Source organism: Pseudomonas sp. MYb541 (assembly GCF_037479595.1).
In the GTDB taxonomy this organism is placed as follows: domain Bacteria; phylum Pseudomonadota; class Gammaproteobacteria; order Pseudomonadales; family Pseudomonadaceae; genus Aquipseudomonas; species Aquipseudomonas canadensis.
Genome location: NZ_JBBGYS010000017.1, coordinates 93,722 through 112,009, shown reverse-complemented (window position 1 = coordinate 112,009; position 18,288 = coordinate 93,722). Strand labels below are relative to the sequence as shown.

Here is an 18,288-nt window from a genome sequence, read left to right as displayed (position 1 = left end):
CGCTCCTACAGTGATCGTATCGATTCATGTATGAGGACACCGTTTTGCGCTCGACCGAAGTTGTGATCATTGGCGCCGGCGCCGCAGGCTTGATGTGCGCCCTGACCGCCGCCGGGCGTGGGCGCAAGGTGATGTTGATCGACCATGCGAACAAGGCCGGCAAGAAGATCCTGATGTCCGGTGGTGGCCGCTGCAATTTCACCAATATGTACACCGAGCCGGCCAACTTCCTCTCGCATAACGCGCATTTCTGCAAATCAGCCCTGGCCCGCTACACCCAATGGGACTTTATCGGGCTGGTGGCCAAGCACGGCGTGCCGTACCACGAGAAGAAGCTCGGCCAGCTGTTCTGCGATAACAAGTCCAGCGACATCCTCGGCATGCTGCTCGATGAGTGCATCCAGGTCGGCGTGAGCCTGCATCTGGACACATCGATCCAGGAAATCGCCAAGCTCGACAGCGGCTACCAGTTGCAGACCACCCTGGGTGAGCTGCGCTGCGAATCCCTGGTGATCGCCACCGGCGGCCTGTCGATTCCCACCCTGGGCGCCACCGGTTTTGGTTATCAGGTGGCCAAGCAATTCGGCCACGAACTGCTGCCGACGCGCGCCGGGCTGGTACCGTTCACCATCACCGATCAGCTCAAGGACTTGTGCGGCGAGTTGTCGGGCACGTCGGTGGATTGCCTGGTGAGCTGCAACGGCCAGAGCTTTCGCGAAAACATCCTGTTCACCCACCGCGGCCTGAGTGGGCCGGCGATCCTGCAGATTTCTTCGTATTGGGAATCCGGCGACACGGTGGAAATCAACCTGCTGCCCGACCATGACGCCCACACTTGGCTGCAACAGCAACAAGTCGAGCGTCCCAACAGCGAGCTGAAAACCCTGCTGGGCGAGATCTTCACCAAGAAGATGGCCAACCTGCTGGCGGACACCTGGTTTGCGTCCAAGCCGATGAAGCAGTACACCCACGCCGAAATTGCCGACATCGCGCAAAAACTCGGCAACTGGCAATTGGTGCCGGCAGGCACCGAGGGTTATCGCACGGCGGAAGTCACGCTGGGTGGTGTGGACACACGGGAAGTGTCGTCCAAGACCATGGAATCGCTGAAAAGCCCCGGCCTGTACTTTATCGGTGAAGTGCTGGATGTGACCGGTCACCTGGGCGGCTTCAACTTCCAGTGGGCCTGGGCGTCCGGCTATGCCGCCGCGCAATACGCCTGACAAAAGGCTGTACTCGGTCAAAATGTGGGAGCTGGCTTGCCTGCGATAGCGGTGGTGAATTCATCGCCGCCATCGCAGGCAAGCCAGCTCCCACTTTCGTTTTGGGGTGGCACTCAAAAATATGCAATGAGATGTGATTGCCACGCTTGCCGTGACGTCACTGATGGCTCAATTTAGCGGCATCGTCCCGGAAGACTCCAGACTTCATGTCATCGACCTCGTTCAAGCAGTCCATGCGGCGCCTGTGGGCGCTGGATAAATTCAGTTACAGCATTCGGGTGTTCATCGCCCTCACCGGCAGCATGGCGCTGTGCTGGTACCAGGATGAAATGACGCTGCTGATCCCGTTGTTCCTGGGGATTATCGCCAGCGCCCTGGCCGAGACCGATGACAGTTGGCAAGGCCGTCTCAATGCCCTGGCGGTGACGCTGGTGTGTTTCAGCATCGCCGCGCTGTCGGTGGAGCTGCTGTTCCCTTATCCCTGGATCTTCGCGATCTCCCTGGCCCTGGCCACCTTCTGCCTGACCATGCTCGGCGCCTTGGGCGAACGTTATGGCGCGATTGCATCCGCGACGCTGATCCTGTCGGTGTACACCATGATCGGCGTGGACCAGCGCGGTGGCGCCGTTTCCGACTTCTGGCACGAGCCGCTGCTGCTGGTGGCCGGTGCCGCCTGGTACGGCGCGCTGTCGGTGCTGTGGCAGGCGCTGTTTTCCAACCAGCCGGTGCAGCAAAGCCTGGCGCGGTTGTTTCGCGAGCTGGGGCGGTACCTCAAACTCAAATCGTCGTTGTTCGAGCCGATTCGCCAGCTGGATGTGGAAGCGCGTCGCCTGGAACTGGCCCAGCAAAATGGGCGGGTTGTGGCCGCGCTGAATGCGGCGAAGGAAATCATCCTGCACCGCGTGGGCAACGGTCGCCCTGGCTCGAAAGTCAGCCGCTACCTCAAGCTGTACTTCCTCGCCCAAGACATCCACGAACGCGCCAGCTCGTCCCATTATCCCTACAACGCCCTGGCCGAGGCCTTCTTCCACAGCGATGTGCTGTTCCGTTGCCAGCGCCTGCTGCGCCAGCAGGGCAAGGCGTGCCAGGCCCTGGCCGAGTCGATCCAGCTGCGCCAGCCGTTCATCTATGACGACAGCTTCGCCGAGGCCCTGGGTGACCTGAACGCCTCCCTGGAACACCTGCGCATCCAGAGCAACCCGGCCTGGCGCGGCCTGCTGCGCTCGTTGCGCGCACTGGCGGCCAACTTGTCCACCCTGGACCGCCTGCTGGGCGACGCCAGCAACCCCGACAGCCTGGCGGACGCCACCGATAGCAACCTGCTGGACCGCGCCCCGCGCAACCTCAAGGAAATGTGGACGCGCCTGCGTACGCAGATGACGCCCACCTCGTTGCTGTTCCGCCATGCCCTGCGCCTGTCCCTGGCGCTGACCGTGGGCTACGGCATGTTGCATGCGATTCACGCCTCCCAAGGCTACTGGATCATCCTGACCACGCTGTTCGTGTGCCAACCGAACTACGGCGCCACGCGGCGCAAGCTCGGCCAGCGGATCATCGGCACCGCCATCGGCCTTACTGTGGCCTGGGCGCTGTTCGATCTGTTCCCGAGCCCGTTGGTGCAGTCGATGTTCGCTATCGCCGCCGGCCTGGTGTTCTTTATCAACCGCACCACCCGCTACACCCTGGCCACCGCCGCTATCACGCTGATGGTGTTGTTCTGCTTCAACCAGGTGGGTGACGGTTACGGGCTGTTCCTGCCGCGTCTGTTCGATACCCTGCTCGGCAGCTTGATTGCGGGCCTGGCGGTATTCCTGTTCCTGCCGGACTGGCAGGGCCGCCGCTTGAACAAGGTGTTGGCCAACACCCTGACCTGCAACAGCATCTACCTGCGCCAGATCATGCAGCAGTACGCCGCCGGCAAAAGCGACGACCTGGCCTACCGTCTGGCCCGACGCAATGCACACAACGCCGATGCGGCGCTGTCGACCACCCTGGCGAACATGTTGATGGAGCCTGGGCACTTCCGTAAGGAGGCGGATGTGGGCTTCCGCTTCCTGGTGCTGTCGCACACGTTGCTCAGCTATTTGTCAGGGCTGGGCGCGCACCGCGAAACCCAGTTGCCGGCCGAGGTGCGTGAACATCTGATCGATGGCGCCGGGAAAACCTTGGCGGCAAGCATCGATGAAATCGCCACGGGATTGGCCAACAAGCAGCCGATTGCGATCCAGAGCGATGCCGAGGAAGCGTTGGCAGCCGACCTGGAACAGATGCCGGATGAGATCGATGAGGGGCAGCGATTGGTGCAGACGCAATTGGCATTGATTTGTCGTCAACTGGGGCCGTTGCGCACGCTGGCGGCGCACCTGATCAAGGACACCAGCGCGGCTTAGGCCGCTACATCCCATGCTGCTTCATCAACCGCGCATAACTGCCATCGGCCTTCATCTTGGCAATCTCTCGATCAAAGCTGGCAACGATCTGTTCATGCTCGGGGTTCTTCAAACTCACCAGGATATGCAGGCTGTTTTCACTCAACGGCTTGGGTAAAAACTCCACCGAATTGCGCACCCGAGTCGATTCACGCGACAGGTAATAACGCGCAACATATTCGTCCTCCACCGTAAGCCGAACCCGCTGCGCCGCGAGCATGCGCACCGCCATGGCGAAATTGTGCACCGGCACTTTCTGCAACTGCGCATCGCCATCGAACGCCGATGAATAGGCATACCCACGCACCACCGCGATGGGGTAGTCGTGCAGTTGCTCAAGGTTCTGGAATTCAATGGGATCGTCACGCCGCTTGATGAAACGCACGCGGTTGAGCAGGTACTCGTCGGAGAATTGCCCCAACTGCGTGCGCGCATCGTCATACCAGGCGTTCACCAAAACGTCATAACGACCGTCGCCCACGCCCATCAACGCCCGGGCCCAAGGCACCTGTTCGAAGTCACTGGCATAACCCGCGCGGGCCAGGGCAGTGCTGACGATATCGGTGGCCAGCCCGCCATTGATCAAGGTGGCGTCGGTAAAGGGTGGCCAGGCATCCGCTACCAGGCGCAGACGTTGCGCGAACGCTGGCTGAACCAGTAGCAACACTCCAATCAAAGCAACGGCACGAGAGAATCGCGGCATGCTCAAAATCCTTGGCAGGCAGGCGGTGGCCTTAGCTCAGGCGGGGCCTGAGGTTCTAACAGTAGCTCAGATTACACAAAGAAACCGGCGCAGGGCGCACTCAATGATGGCAATTTGATTTCACTCACAAAAATAGCCGATTTAGACACAAACGCCTGCCGCGCTTACTATCCGCAACAGACATCTATAAGAGAACATGCCATGACCGTTGAATGGGTTTGCAAGCACCACGATGACCTGGGCAAGGAGCAGCTTTACGCCATCCTGCGCCTGCGCAACGAGGTCTTCGTTGTCGAGCAGAAATGCGTCTACCAGGATCTCGACGGGCAGGATCTTTCCGGCGACACCCACCATTTGATGGCCTGGCAGGACGACCAACTGGTGGCCTACCTACGCCTGTTGGACCCAGAGACTCAAGGCGGTGACGTAGTGATCGGCCGCGTGATTGTGGCACCGGTGGCGCGTGGCACCGGGTTGGGGCATCGGATGATGGAAGAAACACTCAAGCGGATTGAGGACATCTGGCCTGAAACACCGATATTCCTGTCAGCCCAGGCGCATCTGCAGGGCTACTACGGGCGTTATGGGTTTGTGGTGGCGGGTGAGGAATACCTTGAGGATGACATTCCGCACATTGGCATGCGAAAAGGTCAGGGGTAACCCAGCACCTGCTTGATCTGCGCCAGATTTGCTTCGATCCAGCGCCGATCGATCGCTCCCCAGTTGCGAATCCGATAGTGCCCGGCGTGGTTGCGGGCACCGTCCTCCTGCTCGAATTCACACAGGATATCCAGGTCGGCCAACGCCGCAATCGTGTCCTGCGCCGTGCGCCGGGGCATGCCGGTAACGTCGGTCAACGCCGGGACATTGCTGGCCTGCCCGCTATCGATCAGGTAAGCCACATACAGGCGGCGGTAGAAGCTGCTCTTGGTCTTGCTCACATCCATGGTCGGTCGCCTTGTGGTCAGGGTTTGCCCTACAGGTCGCGGTACGTGAGGTAGACGCGCAGGTCGAATTCCACCTGATGGTAGCCCGGCATCATGTGCTCACAGAGTTTATAGAACGCTTTGTTGTGGTCCGACTCCTTGAAGTGCGCCAGTTCGTGCACGACGATCATGCGCAGAAACTCCGGCGCGGCCTCCTTGAACAGCGCGGCAATGCGAATCTCTTTTTTCGACTTGAGGTTGCCGCCCTGCACCCGGGAGATCGTGGTATGCAGGCCGAGGGCGCGGTGCGTCAGGTCCAGGCGGTTATCGAACAACACCTTGTCGATGGCCGGCGCGTTGCGCAGGTGTTCCTGCTTCAAGGCCAGGGCGTAAGCGTACAGCGCCTTGTCGCTCTGTACGGCGTGGCGTTCGGGATAACGTTGTTCCAGATAGGCACCCAACTGGTCCTTGGCAATCAGTTGGCGCACTTGTTCCTGGAGGGCGGCGGGATAGGCCTGGAGGTATTTCAGCGCGGTCATGGGGTCTGCAACAGGTTCGGATGGCCGTCAGTGTAACGAATTCAGCCCAGACGGGCGCGGCACCAGTGCGTCACTTCCTCGGCCATCAACGGCTGCGCCGCCAAAGGGCCTTGGATAAACGGGCAACCGTTGGCCTTGAGCCATTGGGCTTGCTCCTGGGTTTCGACGCCCTCAGCCACCACCACAACCTCAAAATGCCCACACAGCTCAATGATGCTGCGCGCCATCACCGCGTCGCGCGCGGAACCCGGCAGGCGCGCAACCAATTGCGGGTCGAGCTTGAGCGTATCGAACGCCAGATCGCGCAGATGCGCCAGGGAGCAATTGCCCAGGCCAAAGTCATCCAGGGCAATGCGCACGCCGATCTGGCGCAACAGCTTGAGCTGCTTGGTCGACTCCTCCAGGTTACTCATCAGGCAGTCTTCGCTGATTTCCACCTCCAACTGTCGCCCCTGCAACCCATGTCGCTCCATCACCTGCTGCAGTTGGCTGGCCAGGTTGGGCATATTGAACTGGTTGCTGGAGAGGCTCACGCTCAGCACCAGCTCATCACCAAACGTTGCTTGCCACACTTGGCGCTGCGCGGCGACCTGTTGATAAATCCAGGTGCTGAGCTGGCTGATCAACCGCGCCTCTTCCAGCAACGGCAGAAACAACCCCGGCGGCACATCGCCAACACTCGGATGCTGCCAGCGCAACAGCGCTTCAACGCCACGCAGGCGGCCGTCCTCCAGAGAAACTTGAGGCTGATAGACCAGGGTGAAATCCTTGTTCTGAATCGCCGTGCGCACACTGTCTTCGAGCATCAGGCGCGAGCGGGCGCGGCCGTTCATTTCCTGGTCGTAATAGCGATATTGCTGACGGCCAGCGCGCTTGGCTTCGTACATGGCAATGTCAGCGGCGCGCAGCAGGCCGTTCAGGTCCGAGCCACAATCCGGGAACGTGGCGATACCGATGCTGACCCCCAGCATCACATCCAGGCCGTCGATCTGCTGGCACACCGACACTCGTTCGATCAGTTTTTCCGCAATCTTCGCGGCTTGCTCCGGGAATTCCAGTTCCAGCAATGCCGTGAATTCATCCCCACCCATGCGCCCGAGCATGTCGCCAGATCGCAAACAGGCCTGCATCTGTTCCGATACCCAGCGCAACACCCGGTCACCTGCGTCATGTCCCAACGAGTCATTAACCCGCTTGAAGCCATCCAGGTCCAGATACAGCAACACCAGAGATAGCTCATTACGCTCGCTGCGCAGCAATGTGTTCTCTGCTGCCTGGTGGAAACCACGCCGGTTCAACAACCCGGTCAACGGGTCGGTGACGGCCTGGAACTCCAGTTGCTGGTGCAGATGACGCACTTCGGACATGTCCAGCACCGTCACCACCATGGCCTTCTGCTCGACAGGCAACGGCGCGCAAGACAGCGCCACCGGCACCTGCTGACCGCGACCGGTGCGTAAAATGGCGTCATGCTGGCGCCACGTTTCGCCTTTGCGGTACGCCTCGAACATCGCGAACCCCAGCCAGGCCGGCACATGGGGTTTTTGCAGAAAACTCAGGAAGCTCTCTCCCTGCAATTCCGTCATGGTGGCATTCAGCAGCCGCGAAATAGCCGGGTTGGCGTACTCGATCACACTGCCCTCGCCCACCACCAGAATGCCCTCGGCGGCGTTATCCAGCACCGAGGCATTAAAGGCACGGGCGGACTCAAGTTCATGACTCAGGCGCTGCAAGGCACGGCGATTACGCTGGTGCTCCAACAGGGCTTGGACCTTGGGCTTGAGGATATTCGGGTCAAACGGCTTGAACAGATAATCGACGGCACCACTGGCATAGCCTTCCAGCACCGCTGCGGGCGACTGGGCGTTGGCCGTGAGGAAGATGATTGGCGTCATGCGTGTGCGTTGGCTGCCACGCATCAACCGTGCCACTTCAAAACCGTCCATGCCGGGCATCCGCACGTCCAGCAACACTAGGTCGACTTCGTGAGCGAGCAGTAGCTCCAAGGCTTCCAGGCCGGAAGCTGCGGTAATCACCCGCCAGTCTTCGCGCTGCAAAAGCGCACGCATGCTGATGAGATTTTCCGGGTAGTCATCGACCACCAGAAGAACCGAACTGCCATCGCCGTGGTGTGGAGCGCATTCCATGCTACGTCTCTTCCTTGGGAGCCACTCCGGTCAATTCTGAGAGAAAACCCGGACAAACGCTGAGGCCTCACTCTAGCCCCGGTTCCAAAAAAGCAGAAGTAACGGCAGTGCCATCATTGCGCCAATTTTCAGGAAGCCGACTAACGGTCAACCGCTACAGCCCACGATTCACGGGAAACATGGCTTTTTGGCATTCCTTTGACGCCAATAAATTGCCAGCAAACGTTTAACAAGACGGTTAACACCACCTATAAAGAACCTGTCTGGCCCACGGGCCAAAGCCTTCACCTTCTGTAAAAAGGCAAATGCCATGATCGACCTTTCCACCTGGAACCTCAGCATCCCAGTAGGCTCCCCGCCCGCGACCATCGACACCCCGAAGCTGATGAACGGCTTCAAAGACCAGTATTTCCAGGCCGAAGGCAGCAACGTGCAATTCTGGACACCCGTCACCGGCACTCGCACCGAGAATGCCGTGTACCCGCGCAGCGAATTGCGTGAAACCTACGCCGATGGGCGGCTGCGCAACTGGACCTACCCCGACGCGGACAACTTCCTGCGCGCCACGCTGGAGGTCAATCAGGTGCCTTCCACCGGCAAGATTGTCATCGGGCAGATCCACGCCTATGACAGCCAGAAACCCCTGATCAAGCTGGAGTATCAATTCAAGGAAAAGACCCAGACCGGCAATATCGTCGCCAAAGTGCGCATGCGCCCGGATGAAGATGAAGGACAGGTGATCATCGTGGCGTCGAACGTGCCGCTGGAGAAGAGCTTTACCTACGTGATCAACCTCAACAAAGCCGGGCTGCTCAGTGTGTATGCCGCGGATGGTGAGTGGAATGAACGTATTGGTGCCGCGTGGGGGGCGAAGCCGTTGTACTTCAAGGCAGGCGCCTATGTGCAGGACAACAGTGGGGATAGCAAGGAAGGCGCACGGGTGACGTTTGCCAAGTTGGATATTGACCACGACTGAATTGCAGCCACAAAAAAGCCCGCATCGCTGCGGGCTTCTTTATATAAACGCTGAGGCTTAATTCACCTTGGCGTTCAACTCACCTTTCAAATAACGCTGGTACATCGCTTCCAACGAGATCGGCTTGATCTTCGAAGCATTGCCGGCAGTGCCAAAGGCCTCGTAGCGCGCGATACACACATCACGCATCGCGGTCACGGTCGCGCCGAAGAACTTACGCGGGTCGAACTCGCTTGGGTTGGTGGCCATCAGGCGACGCATCGCGCCAGTGGACGCCAGGCGCAGGTCGGTGTCGATGTTGACCTTGCGCACGCCGTACTTGATGCCTTCGACGATTTCTTCAACCGGCACGCCGTAGGTTTCTTTGATGTCGCCGCCGTACTGGTTGATGATCGCCAGCCACTCTTGCGGGACCGAGGAAGAACCGTGCATCACCAGGTGGGTGTTAGGGATGCGCTTGTGGATTTCCTTGATGCGGTCGATGGCCAGCACGTCGCCGGTAGGCGGCTTGGTGAACTTGTAAGCGCCGTGGCTGGTACCGATGGCGATGGCCAGGGCGTCAACTTGGGTCTTTTTCACGAAGTCCGCGGCTTCTTCCGGGTCGGTCAGCATTTGGCTGTGATCCAGCACACCTTCGGCGCCGATGCCGTCTTCTTCGCCGGCCATGCCGGTTTCCAGAGAACCCAGGCAGCCCAACTCGCCTTCAACCGATACGCCGCAGGCGTGGGCCATGGCCACGGTTTGTTGGGTGACGCGTACGTTGTACTCGTAGTCGGTCGGGGTCTTGCCGTCTTCGCCGAGGGAACCGTCCATCATCACCGAGCTGAAGCCCAGTTGGATGGAGCGCTGGCACACGTCAGGGCTGGTGCCGTGGTCCTGGTGCATGCACACCGGGATGTGCGGGAATTCTTCGATTGCGGCGAGGATCAGGTGACGCAGGAACGGGGCACCGGCGTATTTGCGGGCACCGGCCGAGGCCTGGACGATCACGGGGGAGTCGGTCTTGTCAGCGGCTTCCATGATGGCGCGCATCTGCTCAAGGTTGTTGACGTTAAAGGCTGGGACGCCATAGCCGAACTCGGCTGCGTGGTCCAGCATTTGACGCATGCTGATAAGTGCCATTGTGTTGTCTCTCCCGGTCGAGGGTCGTTAATCGTGCAAGCCTGCCGTAGCGGCGGCTGCTATTCAAGTTATTGCCGGCCAGGCTTTCAATACCTGGCCTGCTGAATCGTTATTGCTGTCAGGCTTACTGCGCTTTGCAGCCGCGCCCGATCAAATCATCGGTGGCAACCCAGTAAACCAGGCCTTCCTCACCTTTTGTGTGAAACGCCAATTGGCCGTCGCTGTACAGCACGCCCGAGGCGGCAACGTCCTGCTTGAGGCGGTAAACCTGATCGGAACCGCCCAAACGGACATCCACCTCGGATTTGGCCTGATTAGCAAAGCGCCAGTTCACCTCGGCTTTGCTGTCGCAGGTCCAAGTGGTCCACTTGTCGGCAGTTTCTGCCTTGTTGCTGAACATGTTCATGCTGCTGCAGCCGGCCAACAGGGCCAGGGCTGCCAGGGCGAAAACGCCTTTCATTGCCAATCCTCGTGAGGCGACCGATGGCCGCCAGTTGATCAGACCCGTCAAGGGCAACCCTGTTCCTGACCGTTGGGCGCGGCGTCGTATTTCTCCAGCCGTTCGTTGCCGATGCGCTTGTTGATCACCGGCATGGTCTCGGCTTGCCAGTCCGCCTGGTAGCAGCTCTTTTTCTGCTGTGCCGCAGGCTTGCCAGCGTCCGGCTCTGCGTTTGGCGTGCTGCCGCAGCCGGCCAACAGGCCCGCTGCGATCACCATTGCCAACGACTTGATCATGGGAATACTCCTTTTCCGGATCACGAGCCTCAGCCTTTGGCTCGGGTTTCCAACACTTCCACGGCCGGCAGAACTTTGCCTTCGACGAATTCAAGGAATGCGCCGCCACCGGTAGAAATGTAGGAGATTTGGTCAGCAACGCCATATTTATCGATAGCTGCCAGGGTGTCGCCGCCGCCGGCGATGGAGAAGGCCGAGCTTTCTGCGATGGCCTTGGCCAGCACTTTGGTGCCGTTGCCGAACTGGTCGAATTCGAACACACCCACTGGACCGTTCCACAGAATGGTCTGCGAGGCTTTCAGCAGTTCGGCGAAGTTGGCTGCGGTTTGTGGGCCGATGTCCAGGATCATGTCGTCGGCGGCCACATCAGCGATCAGCTTGACGGTGGCTTCGGCGCTTTCGGCAAATTCCTTGGCGACCACTACGTCGACCGGCAATGGCACGCTGACTTTGGCGGCGATGGCACGGGCCGTGTCGAGCAGGTCCGGTTCGTACAGGGACTTGCCCACCGGGTGACCGGCTGCGGCCAGGAAGGTGTTGGCAATGCCGCCACCGACTATCAACTGGTTGCAGATCTGGCTCAGGCTGTTGAGCACGTCCAGTTTGGTGGACACCTTGGAGCCGGCCACGATGGCAGCCATTGGCTGAGCCGGAGCCCCCAGCGCCTTGCCCAGTGCGTCCAGCTCAGCAGCCAGCAGCGGGCCAGCGGCGGCAACCTTGGCGAACTTGGCCACGCCGTGGGTCGAGCCCTCAGCACGGTGAGCGGTGCCAAATGCGTCCATCACGAACACGTCGCACAGCGCCGCATATTGCTGGGCCAGTTCGTCGCTGTTCTTTTTCTCGCCCTTGTTGAAGCGTACGTTTTCGAACAACACGATGTCGCCAGCTTTCACGTCCACACCGCCCAGGTAATCAGCCACCAGCGGCACGTCGCGGCCCAGGGCCTTGCTGAGGTAATCGGCGACAGGCTTGAGGCTGTTTTCGGCGGAGAACTCACCTTCGGTCGGACGACCCAGGTGGGAGCAGACCATCACGGCCGCGCCTTTTTCCAGGGCCAGCTTGATGGTCGGCAGCGAGGCCAGGATTCGCGCATCGCTGGTGACAACACCGTCCTTGACTGGGACGTTGAGGTCTTCGCGGATCAGTACGCGCTTACCTTGCAGATCGAGGTCGGTCATCTTCAACACGGTCATGGGTCGCAGTTCCTGAATTACTGTTGAGGTTGTTTAGAGGCGATGTGCAGATAATGTTCCGCAACATCCAGCATTCGGTTGGCAAAGCCCCATTCGTTGTCGAACCAGGCCAGGATGTTCACCAGCCTCGGGCCGGAAACGCGGGTCTGGCTGGCATCGACAATTGCCGAATGCGGGTCATGGTTGAAATCGCAACTGGCGTGCGGCAACTCGGTGTAGGCCAGCAGGCCTTTGAGCGGGCCGCTGGTGGCGGCGTCGCGCAGGATCCGGTTGACCTCTGTCGCATCGGTGTCGCTGACGGTTTGCATGGTGATGTCCAGGCAGGACACGTTCACCGTCGGCACCCGTACGGCTTTGGCCTGGATTCGCCCGGCAAGTTCCGGCAACAGTCGTTCGATACCGCGAGCCAGGCCCGTGGACACCGGAATCACTGACTGGAACGCCGAACGCGTGCGACGCAGGTCTTCGTGGTGATAGGCGTCGATCACCGGCTGGTCGTTCATTGCCGAGTGAATCGTGGTGATCGACACATAATCCAGGCCAATCGCCTGATCCAGCAGGCGTAACAGCGGCACGCTGCAGTTGGTGGTGCAAGAAGCGTTGGACACCAGCAGCTCATCGCCGGTCAGGCAATCCTGATTGATGCCGTAGACGATGGTGGCGTCGACATCCGCCTCGCTGGCCATCGGCTGGGAAAACAGCACACGCGGTGCGCCGGCGTCGAGGAAACGCTGGCCGTCGGCACGGGTGTGATAGACACCAGAACATTCCAGCACCAGGTCGACGCCCAATGCCTTCCAGTCGATGTCTTCGGGGGTGGCACTGCGCAAGACCTGCACGCAGTTGCCATTAATGTGCAGACAATCGCCTTCGACCCGTACTTCGCCGGGGAAGCGACCGTGGGTGGAGTCAAAGCGTGTCAGGTATTCGATGCTGGCCATGTCGGCCAAATCATTGATCGCGACAATTTCAAACCCGGCCGCCGCCCCTCGCTCGAACAGAGCACGCAAGACGCAACGACCAATGCGGCCGTAGCCGTTGAGTGCAACTTTGTAGGGACGCGGTTGAGGCATGGGGTTCTCGCATTATGGGCGACACAAACCATTGTAGGAGCTGGCTTGCCAGCGATGAGGCCATCAGCTTCAACATGGATGTTGGCTGGACGGACGCCATCGCTGGCAAGCCAGCTCCTACAAGGGGTGCGGCGGCCAGTTGACCGCCGCGTTCGCGCTTTAGTCTTCCAGCAGCTCTTCAGCCTGACCCAGGATGTTTTCCAGGGTGAAACCGAACTCTTCGAACAACGCTGGCGCCGGCGCCGACTCACCGTAGGTGGTCATGCCAATCACGCGGCCTTCCAGGCCCACGTACTTGTACCAGTAGTCGGCATGCGCCGCTTCGATGGCGATGCGCGCGCTGACCTGCAACGGCAGCACCGATTGCTTGTAGCCGGCGTCCTGGGCTTCGAACACGCTGGTGCACGGCATGGACACAACGCGTACGTTGCGACCTTGGGCAGTCAGCTTGTCATAGGCTTGAACGGTCAGGCCCACTTCGGAACCGGTGGAGATCAGGATCAGCTCCGGCTCGCCAATGCAGTCCTTGAGCACGTAGCCGCCACGGCTTATGTCGGCGATCTGCGCGTCGGTACGCACTTGGTGCTGCAGGTTCTGACGCGAGAAGATCAGCGCCGAAGGGCCGTCCTTGCGCTCGATGGCGTGCTTCCAGGCCACGGCGGATTCCACCGCGTCGGCTGGGCGCCAGCAATCCAGGTTCGGCGTGGTGCGCAGGCTGGTCAGTTGCTCGACCGGCTGGTGCGTCGGGCCGTCTTCACCGAGGCCGATGGAGTCGTGGGTGTAGACGTGGATCACGCGCTTCTTCATCAGCGCGGCCATGCGTACGGCGTTGCGGGCGTATTCCATGAACATCAGGAAGGTCGCGCCGTAAGGCACCAGGCCGCCGTGCAGGGATACGCCGTTCATGATGGCGCTCATGCCGAACTCACGTACGCCGTAGTACATGTAGTTGCCGCTGGCGTCTTCCGCCGACACGCCCTTGCAGCCTTTCCACAGGGTCAGGTTGGAGCCGGCCAGGTCAGCCGAACCGCCGAGGATCTCCGGCAGCAGCGGGCCAAAGGCGTTCAGGGTGTTCTGGCTGGCTTTACGGCTGGCGATGGTTTCGCCCTTGGCCGCGACTTCAGCGATGTAGGCCGAGGCTTTTTCCGAGAAGTCGGCAGGCAGGTCACCCGCGAGGCGACGCACCAGCTCATTGGCCAGCTCAGGGAATTCGGCGGAGTAGGCCGCGAAACGCTGGTCCCACTCGGCTTCGGTGGCCAGGCCTTTTTCCTTGGCATCCCATTCGGCGTAGATGTCGGCCGGGATTTCGAACGGGCCATGGTTCCACTTCAGGGCTTCACGGGTCAGGGCGATTTCCGCGTCACCCAGGGGGGCGCCGTGGCAGTCTTCTTTGCCCTGCTTGTTCGGCGAACCGAAACCGATGGTGGTCTTGCAGCAGATCAGGGTCGGCTGCGCACTCTTGCGGGCGGTGTCGATGGCGGTCTTGATCTCTTCCGGATCGTGGCCGTCGACGTTGCGGATCACCTGCCAGTTGTAGGCTTCGAAACGCTTAGGGGTGTCATCGGTGAACCAGCCTTCGACTTCGCCGTCGATGGAGATGCCGTTGTCATCGTAGAACGCGATCAGCTTGCCCAGGCCCAGGGTGCCGGCCAGGGAAGCGACTTCGTGGGAAATGCCTTCCATCATGCAGCCATCACCCAGGAACACGTAGGTGTGGTGATCGACGATGTCATGGCCAGGGCGGTTGAACTGCGCGCCCAGGACTTTTTCAGCCAGCGCGAAGCCAACGGCGTTGGCCAGGCCTTGACCCAGGGGACCGGTGGTGGTCTCGACGCCTGGGGTATAGCCGAATTCCGGGTGGCCCGGGGTGCGGCTGTGCAGTTGACGGAAGCTTTTCAGGTCGTCGATGGTGACGTCGTAGCCGGTCAGGTGCAGCAGCGAGTAGATCAGCATCGAACCGTGGCCGTTGGACAGCACGAAGCGGTCACGGTCGGCGAACGACGGGTTGCTCGGGTTGTGTTTCAGGTAGTCACGCCAAAGCACCTCGGCGATATCCGCCATGCCCATCGGGGCACCGGGATGGCCGCTGTTGGCTTTTTGCACGGCATCCATGCTGAGGGCACGAATGGCGTTGGCACGCTCACGACGGCTGGGCATCGCTGATCTCCTGGGGTTTGCTGAAAAGAAACGGAAAAAAGGACCGGCATTTTCCCTCAGCCACCGCCTGCGGGCAATGACAGATAGTCACTTGAGGACGTTTTTCCTGTGCTTTGGGCATCAATCCCTTGCAGAAACCTTTAGCCGGTTCGTCTAAAGGTTATAGCGGCGGCTTATAACCGCCACTTATCGATCAATATCAAAACTTTTTGATATTGGCCTTGCGATGCATTCCGCCCGTCACTAGACTGCTGGCCTTATGAATCTACCCATGCCCTCACTGCGCCCCGACGACGGCGATGAACTGGCAGCCTTGTGCAAGGCCGCTGGCGACCCGTTGCGCTTGAACGTGTTGCGCGCACTGGCCAACGATTCCTTCGGCGTACTGGAACTGGCGCAGATCTTTGCCATCGGCCAATCCGGCATGAGCCACCATTTGAAGGTGCTGGCCCAGGCCGACCTGGTGGCTACCCGCCGTGAAGGCAATGCGATTTTCTACCGCCGTGCGCTGCCCCATACCGAGCTGCTGGGCGGCAAACTGCACGCAGCCCTGCTTGAAGAAGTGGATAACCTGAGCCTGCCGGGCGACGTACAGTCGCGTATCGGCCAGGTGCATGGACAACGCGCCGCCGCCAGCCAGGATTTTTTCGCACGGGTTGCCGAGAAATTTCGCGCCCAGCAAGACCTGATTGCTGGCCTTGCCCAATACCGCGACAGCGTATTGGCGCTGCTCGACAAATTGAGCTTCAGTGATGACGCCACGGCACTGGAAGTCGGCCCTGGCGACGGCGGTTTCCTGCCAGAGCTGGCACGGCGCTTTCAGCAAGTCACAGCGTTGGACAATAGTCCGGCGATGCTCGAGCTGGCGCGCCAACTCTGCGAGCGTGAGTCGCTGGGCAACGTCAGCCTCCAATTGGCCGACGCACTGAACGGCACAAACTTAAAGGCCGACTGCGTGGTGTTGAACATGGTCTTGCACCATTTCGCCGCCCCCGCCGACGCCCTCAAGCAAATGGCCGGGCTGCTGCACCCCGGCGGTAGCCTGTTGGTTACGGATTTATGCAGCCACAACCAGAATTGGGCCAGGGAGGCCTGCGGTGATCTCTGGTTGGGTTTTGAACAGGATGATCTGGCCCGTTGGGCCACCGCTGCGGGACTTGTTCCCGGGGAAAGCCTCTATGTAGGTTTACGTAATGGTTTCCAGATCCAGGTCCGCCATTTTCAGCGGCCGGCTGGCGACACTCACCATCGGTAAATATCAGGAAAACATCGAGATGAGCGAATACTCCCTTTTCACCTCCGAGTCCGTGTCTGAAGGGCATCCGGACAAAATCGCCGACCAGATTTCTGACGCGGTGCTGGACGCCATCATTGCTGAAGACAAGTTCGCCCGTGTGGCGTGCGAGACTCTGGTGAAAACCGGTGTAGCGATCATCGCTGGCGAAGTGACCACCACCGCCTGGGTTGACCTGGAGCAGATCGTTCGTGACGTGATCACCGACATCGGCTACACCAGCTCCGACGTCGGCTTCGACGGCGCAACCTGCGGCGTGATGAACATCATCGGCAAGCAATCCCCGGACATCAACCAGGGTGTCGACCGTGCCAAGCCTGAAGATCAAGGCGCCGGCGACCAGGGCCTGATGTTCGGCTATGCCAGCAACGAAACCGACGTGCTGATGCCTGCGCCAATCACCTTCTCGCACCAGTTGGTACAGCGTCAGGCCGAAGCGCGTAAATCCGGCTTGCTGCCGTGGCTGCGCCCGGACGCCAAGTCCCAGGTGACCTGCCGTTACGAAGGCGGCAAAGTCGTCGGTATCGACGCTGTTGTACTGTCGACCCAGCACAACCCGGACGTGTCCTACGCCGACCTGCGCGAAGGCGTGATGGAGCTGATCGTCAAGCACGTGCTGCCGGCCGAACTGCTGAGCAAGGACACCCAGTTCCACATCAACCCGACCGGCCAGTTCATCATCGGCGGCCCGGTAGGTGACTGTGGCCTGACCGGTCGCAAGATCATCGTCGACAGCTACGGCGGCATGGCCCGTCACGGCGGTGGCGCGTTCTCGGGTAAAGATCCATCCAAGGTTGACCGTTCGGCTGCTTACGCGGGTCGTTACGTGGCCAAGAACATCGTTGCTGCCGGCCTGGCCGAGCGTTGCGAGATCCAGGTTTCCTACGCCATTGGTGTGGCCCAGCCTACGTCGATCTCGCTGAATACCTTCGGCACCGGCAAGATCAGCGATGACAAGATTGTGAAGCTGGTGCGTGAGATCTTCGACCTGCGCCCTTACGCGATCACCACCATGCTCGACCTGCTGCACCCGATGTACCAGGAAACCGCAGCCTACGGCCACTTCGGTCGTACCCCTGCGCAGAAGACTGTCGGCGACGACACGTTCACCACCTTCACCTGGGAAAAAACCGACCGCGCCAACGACCTGCGGACTGCTGCCGGCCTATAATCGCTATCGATGCACAAGAGCCCCGCCGAGTTATTTCGGCGGGGCTTTTTTATTGCGCGACGACCTTCACGCTTTTTGGATCCAAAGCTTGCAGGCCCAATGATGGCCCCTTAGAATCCGCGCCCTCTCGGGCCCTTCACCTTATTTGGATATTGCCCTGCGCCAGCCCGGGATTCATCAGTGCGCAGGCAATCGAACATTGAGGTTTTTCATGCGCATTTCCACGCTCGCCCCTGCCGCCCTTCTGCTCAGCCTGTTCGCCCTGCCGGTAAACGCCGCCGACCTGAGCGCACTGAGTGGCGCCCTTAGCGCCCAACTGGGTGGCGGCAACTCCGGCGATTGCCAGAAACAAGCCAACGACCTGCAAGCCAAGATCGATGCCGCCGAAGCCCAGAAAGACACCCTGAAAGTGAAGGCCTTCAAAGCCGCGCAGGACCAGATCAACAAAGGTTGTGACAAACTTTCTGAAGCCCAGGCCAAAGCCGACGCCAAGCAGCAAACACAGGAGGCCAAGGCCGATAAGCCAGACGCCGTGAAGGCCCTGGGTGGTCTGTTCAAGTAAACAGAAACACTCAGTAAAAAGCCCCGCAGCGTCGGGGC

17 protein-coding genes are annotated in these 18,288 nt (G+C 60.3%); 7 read left to right on the top strand and 10 right to left on the bottom strand.

Annotated features, from left to right (window positions below; translation table 11 throughout):
• Positions 1 to 44: 44 nt before the first annotated feature.
• Together WH299_RS12830 and yccS are read left to right on the top strand one after the other, a co-directional pair.
• On the top strand, positions 45 to 1,223 hold the full coding sequence (locus WH299_RS12830; protein ID WP_028618249.1) for an NAD(P)/FAD-dependent oxidoreductase: 1,179 nt from the start codon (positions 45 to 47) through the stop codon (positions 1,221 to 1,223).
• A 206-nt stretch (positions 1,224 to 1,429) separates the two neighbouring features.
• Complete coding sequence (gene yccS, locus WH299_RS12825; protein ID WP_323622861.1) at positions 1,430 to 3,613, top strand: YccS family putative transporter; 2,184 nt, start codon at positions 1,430 to 1,432, stop codon at positions 3,611 to 3,613.
• 4 nt (positions 3,614 to 3,617) lie between these two features.
• Here yccS and WH299_RS12820 read toward each other — a convergent pair whose 3' ends face one another.
• Positions 3,618 to 4,355, bottom strand: coding sequence for a substrate-binding periplasmic protein (locus WH299_RS12820; protein ID WP_122729555.1), 738 nt, complete (start codon positions 4,353 to 4,355; stop codon positions 3,618 to 3,620).
• 201 nt (positions 4,356 to 4,556) lie between these two features.
• On the opposite strand from WH299_RS12820, the gene WH299_RS12815 reads away from it, so the two are divergent.
• Entirely contained in the window at positions 4,557 to 5,015 is a 459-nt protein-coding gene (locus WH299_RS12815) for a GNAT family N-acetyltransferase (protein WP_028618252.1), read from the top strand.
• On the opposite strand, the gene WH299_RS12810 is transcribed toward WH299_RS12815, so the two are convergent.
• Genes WH299_RS12810 through WH299_RS12800 form a run of 3 tightly spaced genes read right to left on the bottom strand, consistent with a single transcriptional unit; the run spans position 5,006 to position 7,967 of the window.
• On the bottom strand, positions 5,006 to 5,302 hold the full coding sequence (locus WH299_RS12810; RefSeq protein WP_016977764.1) for a winged helix-turn-helix domain-containing protein: 297 nt from the start codon (positions 5,300 to 5,302) through the stop codon (positions 5,006 to 5,008). The genes WH299_RS12815 and WH299_RS12810 overlap by 10 nt on opposite strands.
• A gap of 29 nt (positions 5,303 to 5,331) precedes the next feature.
• Complete coding sequence (locus WH299_RS12805) at positions 5,332 to 5,820, bottom strand: M48 metallopeptidase family protein (RefSeq protein ID WP_339550432.1); 489 nt, start codon at positions 5,818 to 5,820, stop codon at positions 5,332 to 5,334.
• Between the two features lie 41 nt (positions 5,821 to 5,861).
• Positions 5,862 to 7,967, bottom strand: a complete 2,106-nt coding sequence (locus WH299_RS12800) for a putative bifunctional diguanylate cyclase/phosphodiesterase (RefSeq protein WP_339550431.1) — start codon at positions 7,965 to 7,967, stop codon at positions 5,862 to 5,864.
• Positions 7,968 to 8,277: 310 nt separating this feature from the next.
• Between WH299_RS12800 and WH299_RS12795 the strand changes: the two genes are divergently transcribed.
• Positions 8,278 to 8,943: a polysaccharide lyase family 7 protein gene (locus tag WH299_RS12795; RefSeq protein WP_339550429.1), complete on the top strand. Its 666-nt coding sequence runs from the start codon at positions 8,278 to 8,280 to the stop codon at positions 8,941 to 8,943.
• 57 nt (positions 8,944 to 9,000) lie between these two features.
• Here WH299_RS12795 and fba read toward each other — a convergent pair whose 3' ends face one another.
• The 6 genes from fba to tkt all read right to left on the bottom strand — a co-directional run bounded on the left by fba (position 9,001) and on the right by tkt (position 15,223).
• Positions 9,001 to 10,065: a class II fructose-bisphosphate aldolase gene (fba, locus tag WH299_RS12790; RefSeq protein ID WP_003177554.1), complete on the bottom strand. Its 1,065-nt coding sequence runs from the start codon at positions 10,063 to 10,065 to the stop codon at positions 9,001 to 9,003.
• A gap of 124 nt (positions 10,066 to 10,189) precedes the next feature.
• Positions 10,190 to 10,525, bottom strand: coding sequence for an MliC family protein (locus WH299_RS12785; RefSeq protein WP_016977756.1), 336 nt, complete (start codon positions 10,523 to 10,525; stop codon positions 10,190 to 10,192).
• A 47-nt stretch (positions 10,526 to 10,572) separates the two neighbouring features.
• Positions 10,573 to 10,800 carry a hypothetical protein gene (locus tag WH299_RS12780; RefSeq protein WP_016977755.1) on the bottom strand — a complete coding sequence of 76 codons (228 nt, stop codon included), beginning with the start codon at positions 10,798 to 10,800 and terminating at the stop codon, positions 10,573 to 10,575.
• 29 nt (positions 10,801 to 10,829) lie between these two features.
• Positions 10,830 to 11,993 carry a phosphoglycerate kinase gene (locus WH299_RS12775; RefSeq protein ID WP_025857657.1) on the bottom strand — a complete coding sequence of 388 codons (1,164 nt, stop codon included), beginning with the start codon at positions 11,991 to 11,993 and terminating at the stop codon, positions 10,830 to 10,832.
• Positions 11,994 to 12,010: 17 nt separating this feature from the next.
• Positions 12,011 to 13,066 carry an erythrose-4-phosphate dehydrogenase gene (gene epd, locus WH299_RS12770; protein ID WP_122729565.1) on the bottom strand — a complete coding sequence of 352 codons (1,056 nt, stop codon included), beginning with the start codon at positions 13,064 to 13,066 and terminating at the stop codon, positions 12,011 to 12,013.
• 159 nt (positions 13,067 to 13,225) lie between these two features.
• Positions 13,226 to 15,223, bottom strand: coding sequence for a transketolase (gene tkt / locus WH299_RS12765; RefSeq protein ID WP_028618256.1), 1,998 nt, complete (start codon positions 15,221 to 15,223; stop codon positions 13,226 to 13,228).
• 259 nt (positions 15,224 to 15,482) lie between these two features.
• On the opposite strand from tkt, the gene WH299_RS12760 reads away from it, so the two are divergent.
• The 3 genes from WH299_RS12760 (at position 15,483) to WH299_RS12750 (ending at position 18,250) form a co-directional block, all read left to right on the top strand.
• Positions 15,483 to 16,478, top strand: a complete 996-nt coding sequence (locus tag WH299_RS12760; protein WP_122729567.1) for an ArsR/SmtB family transcription factor — start codon at positions 15,483 to 15,485, stop codon at positions 16,476 to 16,478.
• 19 nt (positions 16,479 to 16,497) lie between these two features.
• Positions 16,498 to 17,688 carry a methionine adenosyltransferase gene (metK, locus tag WH299_RS12755; protein WP_028618258.1) on the top strand — a complete coding sequence of 397 codons (1,191 nt, stop codon included), beginning with the start codon at positions 16,498 to 16,500 and terminating at the stop codon, positions 17,686 to 17,688.
• Between the two features lie 211 nt (positions 17,689 to 17,899).
• Positions 17,900 to 18,250: a hypothetical protein gene (locus WH299_RS12750; RefSeq protein WP_095013833.1), complete on the top strand. Its 351-nt coding sequence runs from the start codon at positions 17,900 to 17,902 to the stop codon at positions 18,248 to 18,250.
• Positions 18,251 to 18,288 lie beyond the last annotated feature (38 nt).